An 18,416-nucleotide genomic window follows, 5' to 3' on the forward strand; every position below is an offset into this window, starting at 1 on the left:
GACCGCTGAATCGACTACCGCGTTGATGGGGGATGCAGGCATCTGGGCTGATCTTTTTTGGAGGGTTGGACAGTGAGTCGTGCGACTCACGAGCGCCGACTATAACCAGCCCGCGACATGGATTGCAACGTTTTGGGCAAAGGGCCTCCAGCGACGGGTGGACGAGAGCTGAATAGTCTGTCGAGCAACGGCTACACCCACTGATGGGGAGACATGGAATGCTCGAAATCATATGCCAAGGGAACGCAATCATCTGCGGTATCAGTTGTATAAATCGCAAGCCAGGAAGCTTGCCCGTCTTGCCACGACTCAACTCCAGACTGACCTGGAGATGGCTGGCCCCACAACACTTGACCTTTCGAAAATACGTTTCGAACCCATCGACTCGTTGGCGCTGAGTGCTTTCGAGTGTTGGGAGAGCCCGCATTTTTCATGGGAAGAAGTCATTGGATGGAAATCGCGCGAACCTCTCGCTCTCGACATCGCGATCTGGTTTGAATCCGAACTGTGCGGACTTTGCTTTGCCAACCCGAATAAAAGTCGGCAACGCATTCGAATCGTACGACTGGAGGGGCGGCCCACAGAAACTCATCCATTGAAGAACCGTGTTGCACCGTTATCCGTTCTGGTCATAGAGCAATACGCCCGCATCATTGGAGGCAGCTTGATCGAGGTTCAAGAACCATTCCAGGGAGCAATACCAATTTACGAACAACTCGACTTTGGTTTGGATAACGAGGGCCGTCTTGTCAAAACAGTAGGGAGCCTAGTATTGTGAAAAACGCTCAAATATTGATCAACCAAGGTGGGAACATGCGCAAAGAAATAAAAAAGTCCCCCAGAAAGAAAAAAGCGCATGCAATGAGGGAGGATTCTAATCTGACGGGGCTGACAGCCAGTCAAAGGCGGCTCTTACAGATCATTGCAACCGGCACCGCCATCGATGAACCAATCTTGCTGGCGGGCCGTCCCTGATTCAGAAAAAATAAAAAACCGCTCACAAGGAGCGGTTTCATGTTTTCAAATCCAGCCTCAACCAAACAGCCAATACCCCAGCAACGTCAGCACCACCACCGCCAGCACCGGCCGCATCACGCGGTAGGCCTTTGGATTGCGGCGTTTCCACTGTTTGACCTTACCGCTGAACTTGTCGCTGAAGTTCTTGCTCCACGCGTAAGCCTGGTTGATCCCGCCGACGCGCTCGTCGTCGAGGTTCTGCGGTGCCGTGGCACGGCCCAGCCAGGCGCTGATGAAGCGGTTGATGCGGGTCATGAGACGATTGCTCAGCGGACGTTCGATGTCGCAGAACAGGATCACCCGGGTCTGTTCGGTTTCGTTCTTGACCCAGTGCACGTAGGTTTCGTCGAACATCACGTCTTCACCGTCGCGCCAGGCGTAGACCTGACCGTCGACAAAAATCCGGCAATCGTCGGAGTTCGGCGTCGACAGGCCCAGATGATAACGCAGGGAACCGGCGAACGGATCGCGGTGCGGGTTCAAATGACTGCCCCCCGGCAACAACGCAAACATCGCGCCTTTGACGTTGGGGATGGCACTGACCAGCGCCACGGTTTTCGGGCACAGGGTTTCGGCCGATGGCAGCGGTTTGTCGTACCACTTGAGGTAGAAACGCTTCCAGCCCTTCTTGAAGAACGAACCAAAACCGGCATCGTTGTTCTTCTCGGCGGCGCGAATATAGCCCTCGTCGAACAGGTGCATGGCCTCGTCGCGAATGGTTTCCCAGTTATCGCGCAACACGTCCAGTTCCGGAAACTTGCTGCGATCCAGATACGGTTTGGATGGCACGCCCGAGAACAGGTACATCAAGGCGTTGTAGGGTGCGAACAGCGCCGAATGGTTGACGAACTGACGCAGCACCGGCAAACGCGCCTTGCCGCGCAAATGCACGTAGAGGATGCTGCCCACAAACAGCAGCAACACCGACACCTTGGCGGCTAACGAAAAGGTCATCAACAACTCCTTGAAATAAGACAACGCCACGCCATGTCATTTGCCCGAGATGGCGGCCGGCCATGATAAACACTACCGGCTCCGGGAAAAACCCGCCCGACCCAAGATTCAGTGTTAAGAATTGCGCAACAAAGCATTTCTTAACATAACAATCCTGAACCCTGGCTGACCTGAATCAACGCGCCACTTACTGCTGGTTTTCCTGATCGGTGAACAGATCACTGAACAACATGCTCGACAGATAGCGTTCACCGGAATCGGGCAGCACCACGACAATGGTCTTGCCCTGCATTTCCGGGGTTTCCGCCAGGCGCACCGCCACCGACATGGCCGCACCGCAGGAAATCCCGCACAGGATCCCCTCTTCCTGCATCAGGCGCAGGGCCATGGCCTTGGACTCGTCATCGGTCACCAGCTCGACCCGGTCAACCATCGACAGATCAAGGTTCTTCGGCACAAAGCCGGCACCGATGCCCTGAATCTTGTGTGGGCTCGGCTTGATTTCTTCGCCTGCCAGCGCCTGGGTGATCACCGGAGAAGACGCCGGTTCCACTGCCACCGACAGAATCGGTTTGCCCGCCGTATTCTTGATATACCGCGACACACCAGTAATGGTTCCGCCGGTACCGACGCCCGCCACCAGCACATCAACGGCGCCATCGGTGTCGTTCCAGATTTCCGGGCCGGTGGTTTTTTCGTGGATGGCCGGGTTGGCCGGGTTGTCGAACTGGGCCGGCATGAAATATTTGCCCGCATCGCTGGCAACGATCTCCGCGGCCTTTTCGATGGCACCCTTCATGCCCTTGGCGGGCTCGGTCAACACCAGCTCGGCGCCCAGCGCCTTGAGCACCTTGCGTCGCTCGATACTCATCGAGGCCGGCATGGTCAGCAGCAATTTGTAACCACGAGCGGCAGCCACGAAAGCCAGACCGATGCCGGTATTGCCGGAGGTCGGCTCGACGATGGTCATGCCCGGCTTGAGTTTGCCGCTGCTTTCGGCGTCCCAGATCATGTTGGCGCCGATCCGGCACTTGACCGAGTAGCCCGGGTTGCGACCTTCGATCTTGGCCAGAATGGTCACGCCACGGGGCGCGATGCGGTTGATCTGCACCAGCGGCGTGTTGCCGATGGAATGGGCGTTGTCAGCAAAAATACGGCTCATGGCTGGGTCCTTGTGCAGCGTTGAATTCAGCGCTCCAAGGTAAGCCTGTTGCCCTTCTCAGTCCAGTCGGGCCGAACGTCTGCGGCAAGCGGCAGTCAATCGCTTTACACCGTTCGGAATTTGCTGCCATGAAGCGTCGCTACCGTTGGCCATTGTGGATTTTCGCCACTCTCGTTGTATTACTGGTCGCCCTGCACATCGCCCTGCCCTACCTCGTGCGTGATTACTTGAATGACAAACTGGCCAACATGGGCGACTACCGCGGCCAGATCACCGACGTCGACCTGGCGCTCTGGCGCGGCGCGTACAAGATCAATGGCCTGAAAATCGTCAAGGCCGACGGCAAGGTACCGGTGCCATTCGTCGATGCGCCGGTTATCGACCTGTCTGTCAGTTGGCACTCGCTTTGGTATGACCATGCTGTCGTGGCGCAGGTGAAATTCTTCAAACCTCAGGTGAACTTCGTTGATGGCGGCGCCAACAAGCAGAGCTCCCAGACCGGTCAAGGCACCGACTGGCGCGAGCAGTTGAGCAAATTGCTGCCGATCACCCTCGACGAGGTGCAGATCAACGATGGCCGTATCAGCTTTCGCAACTTCAACTCCAAACCACCGGTAAACATGAATGCGACCAATGTCGATGCCAGCATTTACAACCTGACCAACGTGGTCGACAAGGAAGGCAAGCGTGACGCTAGCTTCGAAGGCAAAGCCCTGCTGTTGGGCCATGCGCCGCTGGAAACCAGCGCCACCTTCGACCCGTTGAGCAACTTCGAAGACTTCGAATTTCGCCTGCGGGCCCGGGACATCGAACTCAAGCGCATGAACGACTTCGCCTCGGCCTACGGCAAATTCGACTTCAACGCCGGCCACGGCGACGTGGTCATCGAAGCCGCCGCCACCAACGGCCAACTCAAGGGCTACATCAAACCGCTGCTGCGCGACGTCGACGTATTCAACTGGCAGCAGGATGTCGAGAACAAGAACAAGGGGATCTTCCGCTCGATCTGGGAAGCATTGGTCGGTGGCACCGAAACCGTGCTGAAAAACCAGGGCAAGAACCAGTTCGCCACCCGGGTCGAACTCAGCGGCAGCGTGCACCAGCAAGATATCAGCGCATTCGAAGCGTTTTTGCAGATTTTGCGCAATGGATTCATCCAGGCGTTCAATGCGCGGTATGAACGGCCGAAGCCGGATGCGGGTTAGCGCACTTGTTCAACTGGCCCTCGGCTGAAACCGAGTCAACATGTGACGCCCCATTCAGAGACTGAATAAGCCGTCTGCGTTCACAGTTGACCGGGCCGCGCGTTATAGTCGGGCATCCGATTATTTCGCCCCCGCCCTGCCCGTTCAGGTCGGCGTTACCGTTCGAGGATTAGCAGATGAAGTTCGAAGGCACCCAGGCCTACGTCGCCACCGATGACCTGAAGCTGGCGGTCAACGCCGCCATCACCCTGGAGCGGCCGCTGCTGGTCAAGGGCGAACCGGGCACCGGCAAGACCATGCTCGCCGAGCAACTGGCCGAATCGTTCGGCGCCAAGCTGATCACCTGGCACATCAAATCCACCACCAAGGCCCATCAGGGCTTGTACGAATACGATGCGGTCAGCCGTCTGCGCGACTCGCAGCTGGGCAATGAAAAAGTCCACGACGTGCGCAACTACCTGAAGAAGGGCAAGCTCTGGGAAGCGTTCGAGTCCGAAGAACGCGTCATTCTGCTGATCGACGAAATCGACAAGGCCGACATCGAGTTCCCCAACGACCTGCTGCAAGAACTCGACAAGATGGAGTTCTACGTTTACGAGATCGACGAGACCATCAAAGCCAAGAAGCGTCCGATCATCATCATTACCTCCAACAACGAGAAAGAGCTGCCGGACGCGTTCCTGCGCCGCTGCTTCTTCCACTACATCGCCTTCCCCGACCGCACCACCCTGCAGAAAATCGTCGATGTGCACTACCCGGACATCAAGAAGGATCTGGTCAGCGAAGCGCTGGACGTGTTCTTCGACGTGCGCAAGGTGCCGGGCCTGAAGAAGAAGCCATCGACCTCCGAGCTGGTGGACTGGCTGAAACTGCTGATGGCCGACAACATCGGCGAAGCCGTGCTGCGCGAGCGCGATCCGACCAAAGCCATCCCGCCGCTGGCCGGTGCGCTGGTAAAGAACGAACAGGACGTGCAACTGCTTGAGCGCCTGGCGTTCATGAGCCGTCGCGGCACCCGTTAAGAGGCTGACGCCATGTTGCTCAACCTGTTCAATGAAATGCGTGCAGCCAAGGTGCCGGTGTCGGTGCGCGAGTTGCTCGACCTGATCAACGCGCTGAAACAGCGCGTGACTTTCGCTGACATGGACGAGTTCTACTACTTGTCCCGGGCGATCCTGGTGAAGGACGAACGGCATTTCGACAAGTTCGACCGCGCGTTCGGTGCCTACTTCAATGGCCTGGAAAAGCTCGACGATCACTTGCAGGCGCTGATCCCCGAAGACTGGCTACGCAAGGAGTTCGAGCGCTCGCTGACCGACGAGGAACGCGCGCAGATCCAGTCCCTCGGCGGTCTGGACAAGCTGATCGAAGAGTTCAAGAAACGCCTGGAAGAACAGAAGGAGCGCCACGCCGGCGGCAACAAATGGATCGGCACCGGCGGCACCAGTCCGTTCGGCTCCGGCGGTTTCAACCCGGAAGGCATCCGGGTCGGCGATGCCGGCAAGCGCCAGGGCAAAGCGGTGAAAGTCTGGGATCAACGCGAGTACAAAAACCTCGACGACTCTGTGGAGCTGGGTACCCGCAACATCAAGGTCGCCCTGCGCCGCCTGCGCAAATTCGCTCGTCAGGGCGCAGCGGAAGAGCTGGATATCGACGGCACCATCGACCACACCGCCAAGGACGCCGGCCTGCTGAACATCCAGATGCGCCCGGAACGGCGCAACACGGTGAAGCTGTTGCTGCTGTTCGACATCGGCGGTTCGATGGACGCCCACGTGAAGATCTGCGAGGAACTGTTCTCGGCCTGCAAGACCGAGTTCAAGCACCTGGAGTATTTCTACTTCCACAACTTCATTTATGAATCGGTGTGGAAGAACAACATGCGCCGCACCTCCGAGCGCACGTCGACCCAGGATCTGCTGCACAAGTACGGTGCCGACTACAAAGTGATCTTCATCGGTGACGCCGCGATGGCACCCTATGAAATCACCCAGGCCGGCGGCAGCGTCGAGCACTGGAACGAAGAGCCGGGTTACGTGTGGATGCAGCGCTTCATGGAGAAGTACAAGAAGCTCATCTGGATCAATCCTTATCCGAAAGATACGTGGGGCTACACATCGTCGACCAATATCGTTCGGGACTTGATCGAGGATCAGATGTATCCGCTGACGTTGCGCGGTCTGGAAGAAGGGATGCGGTTTTTGTCCAAATAATCGGCTGCCTGCACTGACGCTATCGCGGGCAAGCCCGCTCCCACAGGTATCGGTGGTGTACATGAATTTCGTGTACATCTCGAACACTGTGGGAGCGGGCTTGCTTCGGGCGGCGTTCCGACGATGCTTTCAGCGGTCGATAAATCGCTTCAGATACTCGACGTGTTCCCGGTGTGCCACTTCCTGCACCACCGGGCGCAATCTGACCATCGCTCCCGGCAGACACTGTGCCAGACGCGCCAGTGCCAACGGCGTCAACGCGCCCAGTCGCGGATAACCGCCAATGGTCTGCCGGTCATTGAGCAACACGATCGGCTGCCCATCCGGCGGCACCTGTACCGCGCCCAGCGGAATGCCCTCGGAAATCATCGGCTTGCCCTGATACTGCAACGCCGTCCCCAACAGGCGAATGCCCATGCGATCGGCGCGACTGTCCAGCGTCCAGGCCTTGTTGAATGCATCGAACAGGCTCTGCCCGCTGAACTGACCGATCTGCGCGCCGAGTACCAGATCGAGCGGAGCGTCGAGGCGCAGGTCCGGTAGATGCTGTGCCGGAACCTCACGCATCAATAGGGTTTCGCCCTGATAACTCAGCGAGGAGCCCCTGGCCAATGGCAAGCCGAAACCATCGAGACCACCCAGTTCCTCACGGACCACCGTGGCACTGCTGCCCAGCACTTTCGGCGCACTGAACCCGCCGGGCGCCGCCAGATAGGCCCGCGCGCCCAGCAACGGCTGGGTGAACTTCAAGGTCTGCCCTTTGCGCAGTTTGAAACTGCGCCACGGCGCCAACGCCTCACCGTCGATCTGCGCGCCAAGATCGGCACCCGCCAATGCCAGCAGGCAATCTTCTTCAGCCACCACCGTAAAACCGCCGAGGGTGATTTCGATCACCGGCAAATCCAGCCCATTGCCCAGCAGCCAGTTGGCCCAGGCCATCGACCGCCAGTCCGCCGCACCGCCCTGAGTCACACCCAGATGGCGCACGCCAAACCGCCCGGCGTCCTGTAACAGGCACAGCGGCGTACTCGCCTCAATTGTCAGTCGGCTCATGCCAAGGCCTCCAGAGGCGTGTCGTCACCGCCAAGACGGATGAATTCGGCGTGGCTCACTGCTTCGAAACGCACGGTATCGCCGGGCTGCATCAGGCTGTAGCCATCGCGCTCACGGTCGAACAGTTTTGCCGGTGTGCGACCGATCAGGTTCCAGCCACCGGGTGACACCACCGGATACGCCGCGGTCTGCCGTTCGGCAATGCCGACGCTGCCGGCGGCGACTTTCTTGCGTGGGGTATTCAGACGCGGTGCCGCGAGGACTTCTTCCACCAGCCCCATAAAGGCAAACCCCGGTGCAAAACCGAGCGCGAACACCTGATATTCCCGAGCACTGTGACGGCGAATCACTTCTTCCACCGACAAACCGCTGCGTTGCGACAGCAAGCTCAGTTCCGGGCCGACACTCAGGTCGTACCAGACCGGCAGCACATGACGCTGGCCGCTGGCGCGCGCATTCGGCGACAGGTCGATCAAGGCTTCGGCAATCAACTCCCGAGCCTGATTCGGATTCAATCCGGTCAGGTCGTAATGCACCATCAACGTGGTGTACGACGGCACCAGATCAATCAGATTTTCGCCGAACACTGTGCGTAAGCGCTCACTGGCGGCGAGCATCCACGGCATGTTGGTTTCGGCGATTTCATCGAACAGGCGCAGCATCAGGCAATCCAGCGCCACCACCTCCACCCGCGGATTCATGGCGCGCTCTGCTCGTTCAGGGCCTGACGAATGCGTTGCACGGCGGCCACTGAACTGGCGTTGTCACCGTGGACGCACAACGTGTTGGCTTGCAGATGCAGCGCGCTGCCGTCGCTGGCGGTGAGGTTGTCGCCACGGGCGATGGTCAGCGCTTGCCCGATGATGGTTTCGGAATCGTGGTGCACCGCACCCGGCAGCTGCCGCGAGACCAGTCGGCCGGCGCTGTCGTAGGCGCGGTCGGCGAAGGCTTCGAACCACAGGGTCACGCCGTATTCATCGCCGAGCTGTTGCGCGGCAGTGTTGTCGCGGGTGGCCATCAGCATCAGCGGCAAGCTGCGGTCGTAAGCCGCGACAGCCTGAATCACCGCTCGCAACTGCGCCGGGTTGGCCATCATGTCGTTGTACATCGCGCCGTGGGGTTTGACGTAACTGACTTTGCCACCCTGGGCGCGGCAAATGCCGTCCAGGGCCCCGATCTGGTAATGCAGGATGTCTTGCAGTTCCTGGGCGGTGTAGGCCATGGAACGTCGGCCGAACCCCACCAGATCCTGATAGGCCGGATGCGCGCCGATCTGCACGCCATGGCTCAGGGCCAGGCTGACGGTCTTGCGCATGATGCCCGGATCGCCGGCGTGGAAACCGCAGGCAATGTTGGCGCAATCGATGAAGGGCATGACCTCCGCGTCCAGACCCATGGTCCAGCTGCCGAAGCTCTCGCCGATGTCACAGTTCAATAGCAGGCGGCTCACGGTGAACACTCCTGTAGTTCTTTTCTTTTTTTGCCGTGGGACAGACAGTGCCCCGCAGGTTATCAGTTACTGCGCGTCCAGTTGTTTGCCACGGGTTTCCGGCAGGCTCAACGCCGCGAGAATCACCACGCCGTAGGACACTGCCGCGAAGGCACCGATGCCTACACTCAGCGGTACTTTCTGGCTGAGCAGCCCGATCAGCAGCGGAAACAACGCCGCCAGCGCCCGGCCGATGTTGTAGCAGAAGCCCTGCCCCGACCCGCGAATCCGGGTCGGAAACAGCTCGGTTAGAAACGCGCCCATACCACTGAAAATCCCCGAAGCAAAGAAGCCCAGCGGGAAGCCCAGCCACAACATCACGCCGTTGCTGACCGGCAATTGGGTATAGAGCAGAACGATGGTGAACGAGCCGACCGCGAACAGGATGAAGTTCTTCTTGCGGCCCAACAGGTCGGTCAAATAGGCGCTGATCACATAGCCGGCGTAGGAACCGATGATCACCATCGCCAGATAACCGCCGGTGCCGAGTACGCTTAAGCCGCGTTCATTCTTCAGAAAAGTCGGCAGCCAGGAAGTGATTGCGTAGTAACCGCCGAGGGCGCCGGTGGTCAGCAGCGAGGCGCGGATCGTGGTGAAGAGAATGCCGGGGGCGAAGATCTCGTAGAACTTCGAAGGGCTTTCCGGGGTTTGTCTGGCCTTGGCTTCGCGGTAGATCTCCGGATCTTTCACCAGACGCCGGACGAAAATCACGAACACCGCCGGCACGATGCCGAGGATGAACAGTGCGCGCCAGGCGTCTTCCGGCGGCAACACCGAGAACAGCAGCGCATACAGAATCGCCGTCAGCCCCCAACCCAGCGCCCAGCCGGATTGCACCATACCGACCGCTTTACCACGATCCTTGGCGCGGATCACTTCACCGATCAGCACCGCGCCGGCGGTCCATTCGCCGCCGAAACCGAAGCCCATCAGGGTGCGGGCGATCAGCAGTTGTTCGTAGTTCTGGGCGAAACCGCAGAGGAAAGTGAAAAAGGCGAACCACAGCACCGTCAGTTGCAGGGTGCGCACGCGGCCGATGCGGTCGGAGAGAATCCCCGCCACCCAACCGCCGATGGCCGAGGCGATCAGCGTGCTGGTGTGAATCAACCCGGCCTCACCGGTGGTGATGCCCCACATCGCGATCAGGGTCGGCACCACGAAGCTGAGCATCTGGGTGTCCATGCCGTCCAGACCGTAGCCGATCTTGCAGCTCCAGAACGTCCGGCGCTCCTGCTGATTGATGTTGCGATACCAGTCGAACGGGCCGGGACGGGCCGTGGTCTTGGGGAGGTCGAGGGTGTCGGGCGCACTCATGGCATGTCTCCGCAGGCTTTTATTGGTCTTGTTCGAAGCTCCGACGACGCCTATCGTGGGAACCGGATGCGTCGATTCTTGGGTGCGTCACCCGGTCGCGTCCAACGAATAAAAACCCGCCCAAGACATAAGAAAAATTTGTTGCCATGAACCTGAAGTTTCTCGAAACCTTCGTCTGGGTCGCCCGGCTGAAAAGTTTTCGCCTGACCGCCGACAAGCTGTTCACCACCCAGGCCTCGATCTCCAGCCGGATCGCGGTGCTCGAAGGCGAGCTCGGGGTGAAGCTGTTTGTGCGTGATTCACGCGGCGTCAGCCTGACGCCCGAAGGTTTGAAAGTGCTGGACTATGCCGAGCAGATGCTCGACACGATGCAGGCGCTGAAGCAGTCGATCGAGACCCGATCGAGCAAGGTCGGCCGGGTGCGCATCGGCGTGATGGACACGGTCATTCACACCTGGCTCAGCCCGCTGGTGGCGCAGATGACCGATCTGTACCCACGGGTGGAAATCGAGCTGGTGGCGGATACCTCGCTGAACCTCTGCGATCAGCTGCAAAAAGGCTTTCTCGATCTGATCCTGCAAACCGATCTGGTGCGCCATGAAAGCGTGCGCAGCCTGGAACTGGCCAGCCACCCCATAGGCTGGATCGTCGCCAGCAACTCGATCTACAACCGCGACTACCAAAGCCTCGCCGACCTGGCCCAGGAACGGATCATCACCTACTCGAAAAACTCCCGGCCACATCAGGACATTCTGGCGCTGATGCAGGCCCAAGGCATGTTGGCGCCACGCTTGAACTGTGTGAATTCGGTGTCGGCGATTACCCGGCTGTTACGCGACGGGTTCGGCATTGGCGCATTGCCGCCGGTGCTGGTGGCCGAGGAGCTGGCGCGGGGCGAACTGACCCTGCTCGACATCGAACAACGCCCGCCGAACCTGCAGGTCGTGGTGTCGTGGCGGGTCGGCGTGGAATGGGTCGAGGAGATTGTGACGCTGTGTCAGCAGGTGCTGGAGGGGTACGCGCGCAAGGTCGGCACGGATTACATCGTTCTGAGTTGATCGTTCCCACGCGGACGGTTCGACGCCTCGACGCGGGAACGATCTTCATAAGGCTCAGAGCCCGCGCACATCCCGGTCTTCGATCGGCCGGCTCTGGCGCAGGCGCTTGCCGCCCAGCACCACCCAGTCGATCAGACGAAACAGGCATTCAAGGCCGAACGACAGCAGCAACGCGCCGCTCATGCCCCAGATCATCGCTTCCGGCGTCAGCAGGATCTGGTAGCTGTAGCCGTTCCAGGTTTCCTTGCGGATGTCCGGGTCGGCGGCCAGCACCACTTGCAGGAAGCGGATGTACCACGGGCCTTGCATCGCCTGGAATTGCTTGTCCAGCGCCAGCTGGCGATTGAGCAAAGTGCTCAGGCTGTCGGCATCGCTGCGAAACACCGGGTCTTCGCTGGCGCGATAGTGAGCGACCAGCGCCTGGATATCACCCTTGAAAAACTGCTCGGCGGTGCCCTGGAAACCGCGCAGACCGGTCTGCGCCTCGATCAGGTGCGCTTCGACCCGCTTGGCGTAATCGTTGATGAAGCCGGGCACCTGGACACCGATCAACAGGCCCGCCGCAAACAACACCAGCCGTAGATAACTGAGCAACATTCGGGGAAATCCTTATTCGGTCGTGCCCTGGCTGACGCATTCGCCGCGTCGCCACAGGCTCCATTGGCCCGGCTCATAGCGGGTCCAGGTTTCGTTTTCGGTCAAGGGTTCGGTGGCAATCACCGTGACCACGTCGTTGGGCGTGGTTTCGGCCTGGAAGTCGACAATCACATCGACGTCCTTGAGCCGCGCCGGGCCGAACGGTGCGCGACGGGTGATCTGTGCCAGTTTGGTCGAGCAATAGCAGAACAGCCAGTCGCCGTCGCTGAGCAGGCAGTTGAACACGCCTTTGCTGCGGTATTCGGCGCAGGCCGCGACCAGATTCGGCAGCAGCGCTTCGACATCGACCGGTTCCGGAAACGCTGCACGTACGCGGTTGAGCAAATCGCAGAACGCCGCTTCACTGTCGGTATCGCCGACCGGGCGGTAGAAACTCTTGATCGGGGAGAAATCGGCGAGCTGGCCGTTATGCGCGAAGCACCAGTTGCGCCCCCACAGTTCGCGGACGAACGGGTGGGTGTTGGACAGGCAGACCTTGCCGACGTTGGCCTGACGGATATGACCGATGACCACTTCGCTCTTGATCGGATAGCGCTGCACCAGATTGGCCACTTCCGATTCGCTGCTGGCCGCCGGGTCCTGGAACAGGCGCAAGCCGCGCCCTTCATAGAAACCGATACCCCAGCCGTCGCGGTGCGGGCCGGTGCGACCGCCGCGCTGCATCAGCCCGGTGAAGCTGAACACGATGTCGGTCGGCACGTTGGCACTCATGCCCAGTAATTCACACATGTGCGGACTCTCGTGATTACAGACGCGGCTCGACGCGCCGACGCTGCGGATTGCTCGGCAGCGGTGGGCGGCCATAACGATCATCGCCGGCGCCGCCGAACGGTTGATCGCCGTCACGCTCATCTTCGGCACGGGCGGCTGCGCGAGCGGCTTCGGCCTGCTCCTTGCGAGCGTTCGACGCGCGCTCGATCGGGAAGCGGATCAGCACGAAAATCAGGTACAGGCCGAACGCGATCATGGCGTACATGAGCAGTTCGGAAATCGCGCGCCAGGCGTTGTTGCCGACCTTGAACGCCAGATCCAGCACGGTGATGGCGATGGCCGGGGCGAATTTTTCCTTCACCGGGTCAATGATGGTCGGGCTGAACAGCAACACCGCCATCAATACACGCAGCGGCTCGCGCAGCCAGCGCCACATCCAGCGGGTCATGCGCATCCACACCAGCAGGCAGCCCACGGCGGCAAAGGCGTAAAGGCCCCAGGCGATCAGATAGTCGTTCTCGGTCATGGTGTCCATGGCAAGGCAGGCAAGTCGGGTAGAGACAGACCATTACTGGTCTGCCTCCCCCTAAGAACCGTACGTGCGCCTTTCAACGCATACGGCTCAAGTCTTTAAAAAGCCCCGGTTGGAGCCGGCTTGTTTACTGTCAATCCACGGCTGTGTAGCTGCTGATGACAAACTGGATGCAATAGTACTCGGTTATCCAAGGTGTCTCCACCGCCTTGGGAGCGGTGGATTACATGATGGTCGTGCCACCCGCTTTCCTTGGTAATCGGCTGATTGCACAGCGGACATAGACCTTTTTGGCTTTGAAAAAGACTTACGATCTGTTTCCGATACTTCAGCTTTTTAAGCATTCGCACCATTCGCAATTTCTCTCCCATTTCCTCCATGGAAGGATCGAAGGGGTTGTATTCCCCGCTCACCTTTCTATGCCGCTCGATCGCAGTGCTCGCTATTGAGTACAGGGGAGCTATTGCTTTCGTCCCGTCCGTCCTCATCGCCGTGGTGGCGAATACCCAACTTCTGCCTTCATGGGGTTGGAAATAACCTCTCCTGACCCATTCCAACGATTTATTTGGATGTCGCCTTTTCGCCCAACGCCACAGAGCATGAAAAACAGAGTTATCCATTCTGCTAAACGCCTTCTTAGCAACCACCGGCTGGTGGTACATCGCCCAGCCACGCAGTATCGGATTCAGCCGTTGGATCAGATCCTCTTGCTTTGCCGTTTTGTTGGTACTGATGACGTCCTTCACCTTGCGATAGAACGCTTTCACGTTTTTCTTGCTTGGCTTGATCAGGAGCTTTCCCTCGTACTTGCGGAAATTCCATCCCAGAAAGTCAAAGCCTTCGTCTATGTGAACCACGCGGGTTTTCTCGAGTGACAGCTGCAATCCCCGCACAGCGAGGAATTGCTCCACCCAAGGTCTGATTTCGCTTTCCAGCATCTCTTTCGAGTTTCCGGTAATCACAAAGTCATCCGCATAACGCACCACATTGATTTTCAGCTTCTTGGCTTTCGTCACGCCCAGATGTTGCTTGAGCTGTGACTCCAGTCCATCCAGCACCATATTTGCCAAGGTTGGCGAAATAATCCCGCCTTGTGGCGTACCGGCGTCCGTTGCCTGAAGCTGACCTTTATGAATCACTCCAGCCTTTAGCCATTTCCGGAGGATCGTTTTGTCCGTAGGGACATTGGCGATCAGCCAGTCATGGTTGATGTAGTCAAAGCAGCCTTTGATGTCCGCCTCCAGTACCCATTCGGCCGAAACCTTCTTGGATAAGCAGATGAACAGCTGTCCCATCGCGTCAGCGGTAGAGCGTTCGATCCTGAAGCCGTAGCTGTTCGGATCTCCGGTGGTTTCTGCAATGGGCGCCAGAGCCAGCAGGTATAGAGCCTGCATGGCCCTGTCAGTCATGGTCGGAATGCCCAGAGGGCGTTCCTTCCCATTCGACTTCGGAATGAAGACACGCCTTAACGGCCGTGGCTTGTATCCGTGGCGCTTCAACCCGTTCGCCGCTTTCCATTTGGCATCGGGTGTATCCCAGAGCACGCGGTCGACTCCCGCCGTGCGCTTGCCCTGGTTTTCAGTGACTCGCCGAACAGCCAAATATCTGGCCGAACGAGAGCGGGTCAGCATTCGTTGCAGGGAGTTAACCCCGCGCCAATTGCCTTCCCGACAAGCCTTCGCAATCCGTAACTGCATCGCCCGGACATTCCGCTGAACACGCCACCAATCGATGTCATGCCATTGTTGCGGAGCGCCGGAAGGCGCAGACACGGCCGTAGGGCTGTGTACTTTCATGCTGCCTTCCTCTCAAATTGCCTGAGCTGAAGACGTACGCATCCCCTGACGGGAATGGACGTCCCGTCAGGGCTGGATAAATGGGAAACCTAAACTGCAGGTTTCTGAAATTATTGAGACAGGCTCAGTCAGAGTTCATGCGACGAAAGACCTCGCAGAAGTCTGCCCGGTTTCCCGTGGGGTGATGTTCCAACCCCTATTCGACCCATTACAGATCGACTTTCGCTTTATCTGCGATCCCATACCCGCACAGCCAACAGATCCCCTTGCGGTTCACCTGCCCGAAGGCAGCCATACGGGCTTACCACGTTCCCTGCCTGTCACACGATTGGTTCAGGGCCTGCCTTTTCGCCGGTGATCCTGATGACGACGTATCTCCAGCCTCTACAGAGATATCCGATCACTTTGCCTTTTGGCTCAAGCCTGACAGCTGTTTTGGCTTGTTTATAATTACGACGTTTATCAGCAGTTCACATATGTTGCCCATGCCAACCAGCCTGGCGCCTCAACCCGGTTCAGCTCCGAGCATCTCCACAGCCCCTCACGGTGGCTGCAGACCTTTTCAGGGGCTACGTTGTTAGAAAAGCTTCACACCTCATCGTTGCCGATGACGCATGTTTTCCTAGGCTATCGTTGGTCGCACAACGAGTCCGCTGCCGGCTTGCGAGCAAGCCGAGTGGACAATGACAGACAGAGCTTTCGCTCGAGTCTTCAGAGGGATAAGCAAGAACTGACAAAGTCAGCATGCTCAGAAAAGTGTTTCCTCCTGTTTCGGAAGCAGGAGAAAACCCTTGCGGGGATTCTTTCCCGCTGGGGTGGGGTTCTGTGAGAACCGAAGATTGAAGATGCATTCTAGAAAGAAAAAGATCCTTTCCCGGTCGATAGTATCGAATGCTGATCGACTGTGGGCACGCCCCGCCGCAACGGTAAGTCCTTGAAGGCAGTGGACTTCTTTGATGGATTATTATTCCGGAGATTGGGTACTCCAGCCTTGGCTGTAATCAGACAGCCCTTCAAGATGACCATCCACCTCGAAGTCTTGAAGACACGCTACGCGTGTCGCACAGAGGCGCTTATAGTAACGACTTTTCGCACGTCAGGCTTCCCCGCCGTCCGTGCGGCCCTTATTTGTCATGTCCGAGAGCTTTCCATGCCCGTATCCGCCAACGTCATCAGCGCCCCGATTGCCCACAAGGCTGCCGGTCACGACCCGTACGCCTGGCTGCAGGAACGCGACACCGACGCGGTGCTCGACTACCTCAAGGCTGAAAACGACTATCAACAGGCGCAGACTGCCGATCAGGCCGGACTACGCGAAACCCTGTTCGAGGAGATCAAGGGCCGGATCCTCGAAACCGACCTGTCCCTGCCGTCGCCATGGGGCCCGTATCTGTATTACACCCGCACCACTGCAGGTGACGAATACGCCCGTCACTACCGTTGCCCACGCCCGGCCGACAACAGCCTGACCCTCGACGAAAGCCGCGAACAGCTGCTGCTCGACCCGAATGCACTGGCCAACGGCGGCTTTTTCTCCCTCGGCGCGTTCAGCATCAGCCCGGATCACCAGCGCCTGGCCTACAGCGTCGATGCCTCGGGCGACGAGATTTACACGCTGTTCGTGAAGGAATTATCCAGCGAACGCGTCAGCGAACTGGAATTCCAGGACTGCGACGGCAGCATGACGTGGGCCAATGACAGCCTGACACTGTTTTTCGGTGTGCTCGACGATACCCATCGCCCGCACAAGCTGTTCCGCTATCGCCTCGACGGTACTGCCGCCGAAGAGGTGTTCCACGAACCGGACGGGCGTTTCTTCCTGCATTGCTACCGCGCCAGCTCCGAACAGCAATTGCTGCTGTCGCTTGGCAGCAAGACCACCAGCGAAGTCTGGGCGCTGGACGCCAATCAGCCGCACCAACCGTTCACTTGCCTGGCGCCACGGGTCGAGGATCACGAGTACGACGTCGACCACGGCAAACTCGATGGCGAATGGACCTGGTTCATCCGCACCAACCGAGACGGCATCAACTTCGCCCTGTATCAGGCGCCGGACACCGGCATCGCGCCGAGCGAAGCCGACTGGCAGAACCTGATCCCGCACAGCGATTCGGTGATGCTCGATGGCGTGACCCTCAACGCCGAAGCCCTGACCCTGAGCCTGCGCGAAGGTGGTCTGCCGATCATCGAAGTTCGCCCACACGGTCTGGCGCCTTATCGCGTGCAATTGCCGGACGCGGCCTACAGTCTCTACGTGCAAAACAGCCTGGAGTTCGAAAGCGACCGCATTCGCCTGCGCTATGAAGCGCTGAACCGTCCGGCTCAGGTTCGGCAACTGATTCTCGCCACCGGCGAACAGACCGTGCTCAAGGAAACCCCGGTGCTCGGTCCGTTCGACGCCGACGCCTACGTCAGCCAACGCCTGTGGGCCACTGCGCCGGACGGCACCCAGGTGCCGATCAGTGTGGTGATGAAACGGGAAATGGTCGGCAAAGCAGTGCCGCTGTACCTGTACGGGTACGGCGCCTACGGTTCGAGCCTCGATCCGTGGTTCTCCCACGCTCGCCTGAGCCTGTTGGATCGCGGCATGGCATTCGCCATCGCCCACGTGCGTGGCGGCGGCGAACTGGGCGAGTCCTGGTACCGCGCCGGCAAGCAGGAGCACAAGCACAACACCTTCAGCGACTTCATTGCCTGCGCCGAATTCCTGATCCTCAACGGCATCACCACCGCACCACAACTGGCGATCAGCGGCGGCAGTGCCGGAGGACTGCTGATCGGCGCGGTGCTCAACCAGCGTCCGGATCTGTTCGGCGTGGCGATTGCCGAAGTGCCGTTCGTCGATGTGCTCAATACCATGCTCGACCCGGACCTGCCGTTGACCGTCACTGAATACGACGAGTGGGGCAATCCCGAAGAGCCGGAGGTCTACGAGCGGATCAAGGCTTACGCGCCATACGAAAACGTCACCGCCCAGGCTTATCCCGCGACACTGGTGATCGCCGGTTACAACGACAGCCGCGTGCAGTACTGGGAAGCCGCCAAGTGGGTCGCGAAGCTGCGCGCAACCAAGACCGATGACAATCTGCTGCTGCTCAAGACCGAACTTGGCGCCGGCCATGGCGGGATGAGCGGGCGTTATCAGGGATTACGTGACGTAGCGCTCGAATATGCATTTGTTTTCAAGGTTCTGGGCATTGCCTGAGGAACTCCGCCGGTCACTTGGGTCTTAATTCCAGACCCCGGCGGTCGATA

Annotated in this window: 17 protein-coding genes; 7 read left to right on the forward strand and 10 right to left on the reverse strand. The window is 59.1% G+C overall.

What is annotated here, in order from left to right:
- Nucleotides 1–232 precede the first annotated feature (232 nt).
- A complete protein-coding gene (locus tag CAF73_RS21765; protein ID WP_085703803.1) occupies nucleotides 233–778 on the forward strand; it encodes a hypothetical protein in 546 nt (181 codons plus the stop codon).
- Nucleotides 775–975 carry a hypothetical protein gene (locus CAF73_RS21770; protein ID WP_085703804.1) on the forward strand — a complete coding sequence of 67 codons (201 nt, stop codon included), beginning with the start codon at nucleotides 775–777 and terminating at the stop codon, nucleotides 973–975. Before CAF73_RS21765 ends, CAF73_RS21770 begins: the two co-directional genes overlap by 4 nt.
- A gap of 57 nt (nucleotides 976–1,032) precedes the next feature.
- Here the strand turns inward: CAF73_RS21770 and CAF73_RS21775 are convergent, their stop codons facing one another.
- Nucleotides 1,033–1,971 (reverse strand): aspartyl/asparaginyl beta-hydroxylase domain-containing protein, encoded by a 939-nt coding sequence (locus CAF73_RS21775; protein WP_085700631.1) that lies wholly within the window; start codon nucleotides 1,969–1,971, stop codon nucleotides 1,033–1,035.
- A gap of 187 nt (nucleotides 1,972–2,158) precedes the next feature.
- Entirely contained in the window at nucleotides 2,159–3,133 is a 975-nt protein-coding gene (cysK, locus tag CAF73_RS21780) for a cysteine synthase A (protein WP_085703805.1), read from the reverse strand.
- A 128-nt stretch (nucleotides 3,134–3,261) separates the two neighbouring features.
- Here cysK and CAF73_RS21785 point away from each other — a divergent pair, with 128 nt between their 5' ends.
- From CAF73_RS21785 to CAF73_RS21795, 3 genes are all read left to right on the forward strand, one after another.
- Nucleotides 3,262–4,338: a DUF748 domain-containing protein gene (locus tag CAF73_RS21785; protein WP_085703806.1), complete on the forward strand. Its 1,077-nt coding sequence runs from the start codon at nucleotides 3,262–3,264 to the stop codon at nucleotides 4,336–4,338.
- 176 nt (nucleotides 4,339–4,514) lie between these two features.
- Nucleotides 4,515–5,360 carry a MoxR family ATPase gene (locus CAF73_RS21790; protein ID WP_007911294.1) on the forward strand — a complete coding sequence of 282 codons (846 nt, stop codon included), beginning with the start codon at nucleotides 4,515–4,517 and terminating at the stop codon, nucleotides 5,358–5,360.
- Nucleotides 5,361–5,372: 12 nt separating this feature from the next.
- Nucleotides 5,373–6,551, forward strand: coding sequence for a VWA domain-containing protein (locus CAF73_RS21795; protein WP_007956512.1), 1,179 nt, complete (start codon nucleotides 5,373–5,375; stop codon nucleotides 6,549–6,551).
- Between the two features lie 129 nt (nucleotides 6,552–6,680).
- Here CAF73_RS21795 and CAF73_RS21800 read toward each other — a convergent pair whose 3' ends face one another.
- From CAF73_RS21800 to CAF73_RS21815, 4 genes are all read right to left on the reverse strand, one after another.
- Entirely contained in the window at nucleotides 6,681–7,604 is a 924-nt protein-coding gene (locus tag CAF73_RS21800) for a biotin-dependent carboxyltransferase family protein (RefSeq protein ID WP_085703807.1), read from the reverse strand.
- Nucleotides 7,601–8,305, reverse strand: a complete 705-nt coding sequence (gene pxpB / locus CAF73_RS21805) for a 5-oxoprolinase subunit PxpB (protein WP_085703808.1) — start codon at nucleotides 8,303–8,305, stop codon at nucleotides 7,601–7,603. The genes CAF73_RS21800 and pxpB overlap by 4 nt, the downstream gene beginning before the upstream one ends.
- Nucleotides 8,302–9,054: a 5-oxoprolinase subunit PxpA gene (locus tag CAF73_RS21810; RefSeq protein WP_085605606.1), complete on the reverse strand. Its 753-nt coding sequence runs from the start codon at nucleotides 9,052–9,054 to the stop codon at nucleotides 8,302–8,304. Before CAF73_RS21810 ends, pxpB begins: the two co-directional genes overlap by 4 nt.
- Before the next feature lie 66 nt (nucleotides 9,055–9,120).
- Nucleotides 9,121–10,407: an MFS transporter gene (locus tag CAF73_RS21815; protein ID WP_085700626.1), complete on the reverse strand. Its 1,287-nt coding sequence runs from the start codon at nucleotides 10,405–10,407 to the stop codon at nucleotides 9,121–9,123.
- 146 nt (nucleotides 10,408–10,553) lie between these two features.
- Here CAF73_RS21815 and CAF73_RS21820 point away from each other — a divergent pair, with 146 nt between their 5' ends.
- Entirely contained in the window at nucleotides 10,554–11,465 is a 912-nt protein-coding gene (locus tag CAF73_RS21820; protein ID WP_085703809.1) for a LysR family transcriptional regulator, read from the forward strand.
- Nucleotides 11,466–11,519: 54 nt separating this feature from the next.
- Here the strand turns inward: CAF73_RS21820 and CAF73_RS21825 are convergent, their stop codons facing one another.
- From CAF73_RS21825 to ltrA, 4 genes are all read right to left on the reverse strand, one after another.
- A complete protein-coding gene (locus tag CAF73_RS21825; protein WP_007956487.1) occupies nucleotides 11,520–12,062 on the reverse strand; it encodes a DUF2937 family protein in 543 nt (180 codons plus the stop codon).
- A gap of 12 nt (nucleotides 12,063–12,074) precedes the next feature.
- The gene (locus CAF73_RS21830) at nucleotides 12,075–12,851 is read right to left on the reverse strand and encodes a class II glutamine amidotransferase (protein WP_085703810.1); all 777 of its coding nucleotides are present in this window, start codon (nucleotides 12,849–12,851) and stop codon (nucleotides 12,075–12,077) included.
- A gap of 16 nt (nucleotides 12,852–12,867) precedes the next feature.
- Nucleotides 12,868–13,368 (reverse strand): MFS transporter, encoded by a 501-nt coding sequence (locus tag CAF73_RS21835; RefSeq protein ID WP_085700623.1) that lies wholly within the window; start codon nucleotides 13,366–13,368, stop codon nucleotides 12,868–12,870.
- Nucleotides 13,369–13,463: 95 nt separating this feature from the next.
- Nucleotides 13,464–15,161: a group II intron reverse transcriptase/maturase gene (gene ltrA / locus CAF73_RS21840; RefSeq protein ID WP_085703811.1), complete on the reverse strand. Its 1,698-nt coding sequence runs from the start codon at nucleotides 15,159–15,161 to the stop codon at nucleotides 13,464–13,466.
- Between the two features lie 1,150 nt (nucleotides 15,162–16,311).
- On the opposite strand from ltrA, the gene CAF73_RS21845 reads away from it, so the two are divergent.
- Nucleotides 16,312–18,366 (forward strand): S9 family peptidase, encoded by a 2,055-nt coding sequence (locus tag CAF73_RS21845; protein WP_085703812.1) that lies wholly within the window; start codon nucleotides 16,312–16,314, stop codon nucleotides 18,364–18,366.
- The last annotated feature ends 50 nt before the right edge of the window (nucleotides 18,367–18,416 follow it).

The organism is Pseudomonas sp. B15(2017), assembly GCF_002113215.1.
Taxonomy (GTDB): Bacteria; Pseudomonadota; Gammaproteobacteria; order Pseudomonadales; family Pseudomonadaceae; genus Aquipseudomonas.

Excerpts from the sequence above, each read along its gene's own strand:
- CAF73_RS21765 (WP_085703803.1), top strand. The coding sequence starts at position 233 with ATGCCAAGGGAACGCAATCATCTGCGGTATCAGTTGTATAAATCGCAA.
- CAF73_RS21775 (WP_085700631.1), bottom strand. The coding sequence starts at position 1,971 with ATGACCTTTTCGTTAGCCGCCAAGGTGTCGGTGTTGCTGCTGTTTGTG.
- cysK (WP_085703805.1), bottom strand. The coding sequence starts at position 3,133 with ATGAGCCGTATTTTTGCTGACAACGCCCATTCCATCGGCAACACGCCG.
- CAF73_RS21785 (WP_085703806.1), top strand. The coding sequence starts at position 3,262 with ATGAAGCGTCGCTACCGTTGGCCATTGTGGATTTTCGCCACTCTCGTT.
- CAF73_RS21790 (WP_007911294.1), top strand. The coding sequence starts at position 4,515 with ATGAAGTTCGAAGGCACCCAGGCCTACGTCGCCACCGATGACCTGAAG.
- CAF73_RS21795 (WP_007956512.1), top strand. The coding sequence starts at position 5,373 with ATGTTGCTCAACCTGTTCAATGAAATGCGTGCAGCCAAGGTGCCGGTG.
- CAF73_RS21800 (WP_085703807.1), bottom strand. The coding sequence starts at position 7,604 with ATGAGCCGACTGACAATTGAGGCGAGTACGCCGCTGTGCCTGTTACAG.
- pxpB (WP_085703808.1), bottom strand. The coding sequence starts at position 8,305 with ATGAATCCGCGGGTGGAGGTGGTGGCGCTGGATTGCCTGATGCTGCGC.
- CAF73_RS21815 (WP_085700626.1), bottom strand. The coding sequence starts at position 10,407 with ATGAGTGCGCCCGACACCCTCGACCTCCCCAAGACCACGGCCCGTCCC.
- CAF73_RS21820 (WP_085703809.1), top strand. The coding sequence starts at position 10,554 with ATGAACCTGAAGTTTCTCGAAACCTTCGTCTGGGTCGCCCGGCTGAAA.
- CAF73_RS21825 (WP_007956487.1), bottom strand. The coding sequence starts at position 12,062 with ATGTTGCTCAGTTATCTACGGCTGGTGTTGTTTGCGGCGGGCCTGTTG.
- CAF73_RS21830 (WP_085703810.1), bottom strand. The coding sequence starts at position 12,851 with ATGTGTGAATTACTGGGCATGAGTGCCAACGTGCCGACCGACATCGTG.
- CAF73_RS21835 (WP_085700623.1), bottom strand. The coding sequence starts at position 13,368 with ATGGACACCATGACCGAGAACGACTATCTGATCGCCTGGGGCCTTTAC.
- ltrA (WP_085703811.1), bottom strand. The coding sequence starts at position 15,161 with ATGAAAGTACACAGCCCTACGGCCGTGTCTGCGCCTTCCGGCGCTCCG.
- CAF73_RS21845 (WP_085703812.1), top strand. The coding sequence starts at position 16,312 with ATGCCCGTATCCGCCAACGTCATCAGCGCCCCGATTGCCCACAAGGCT.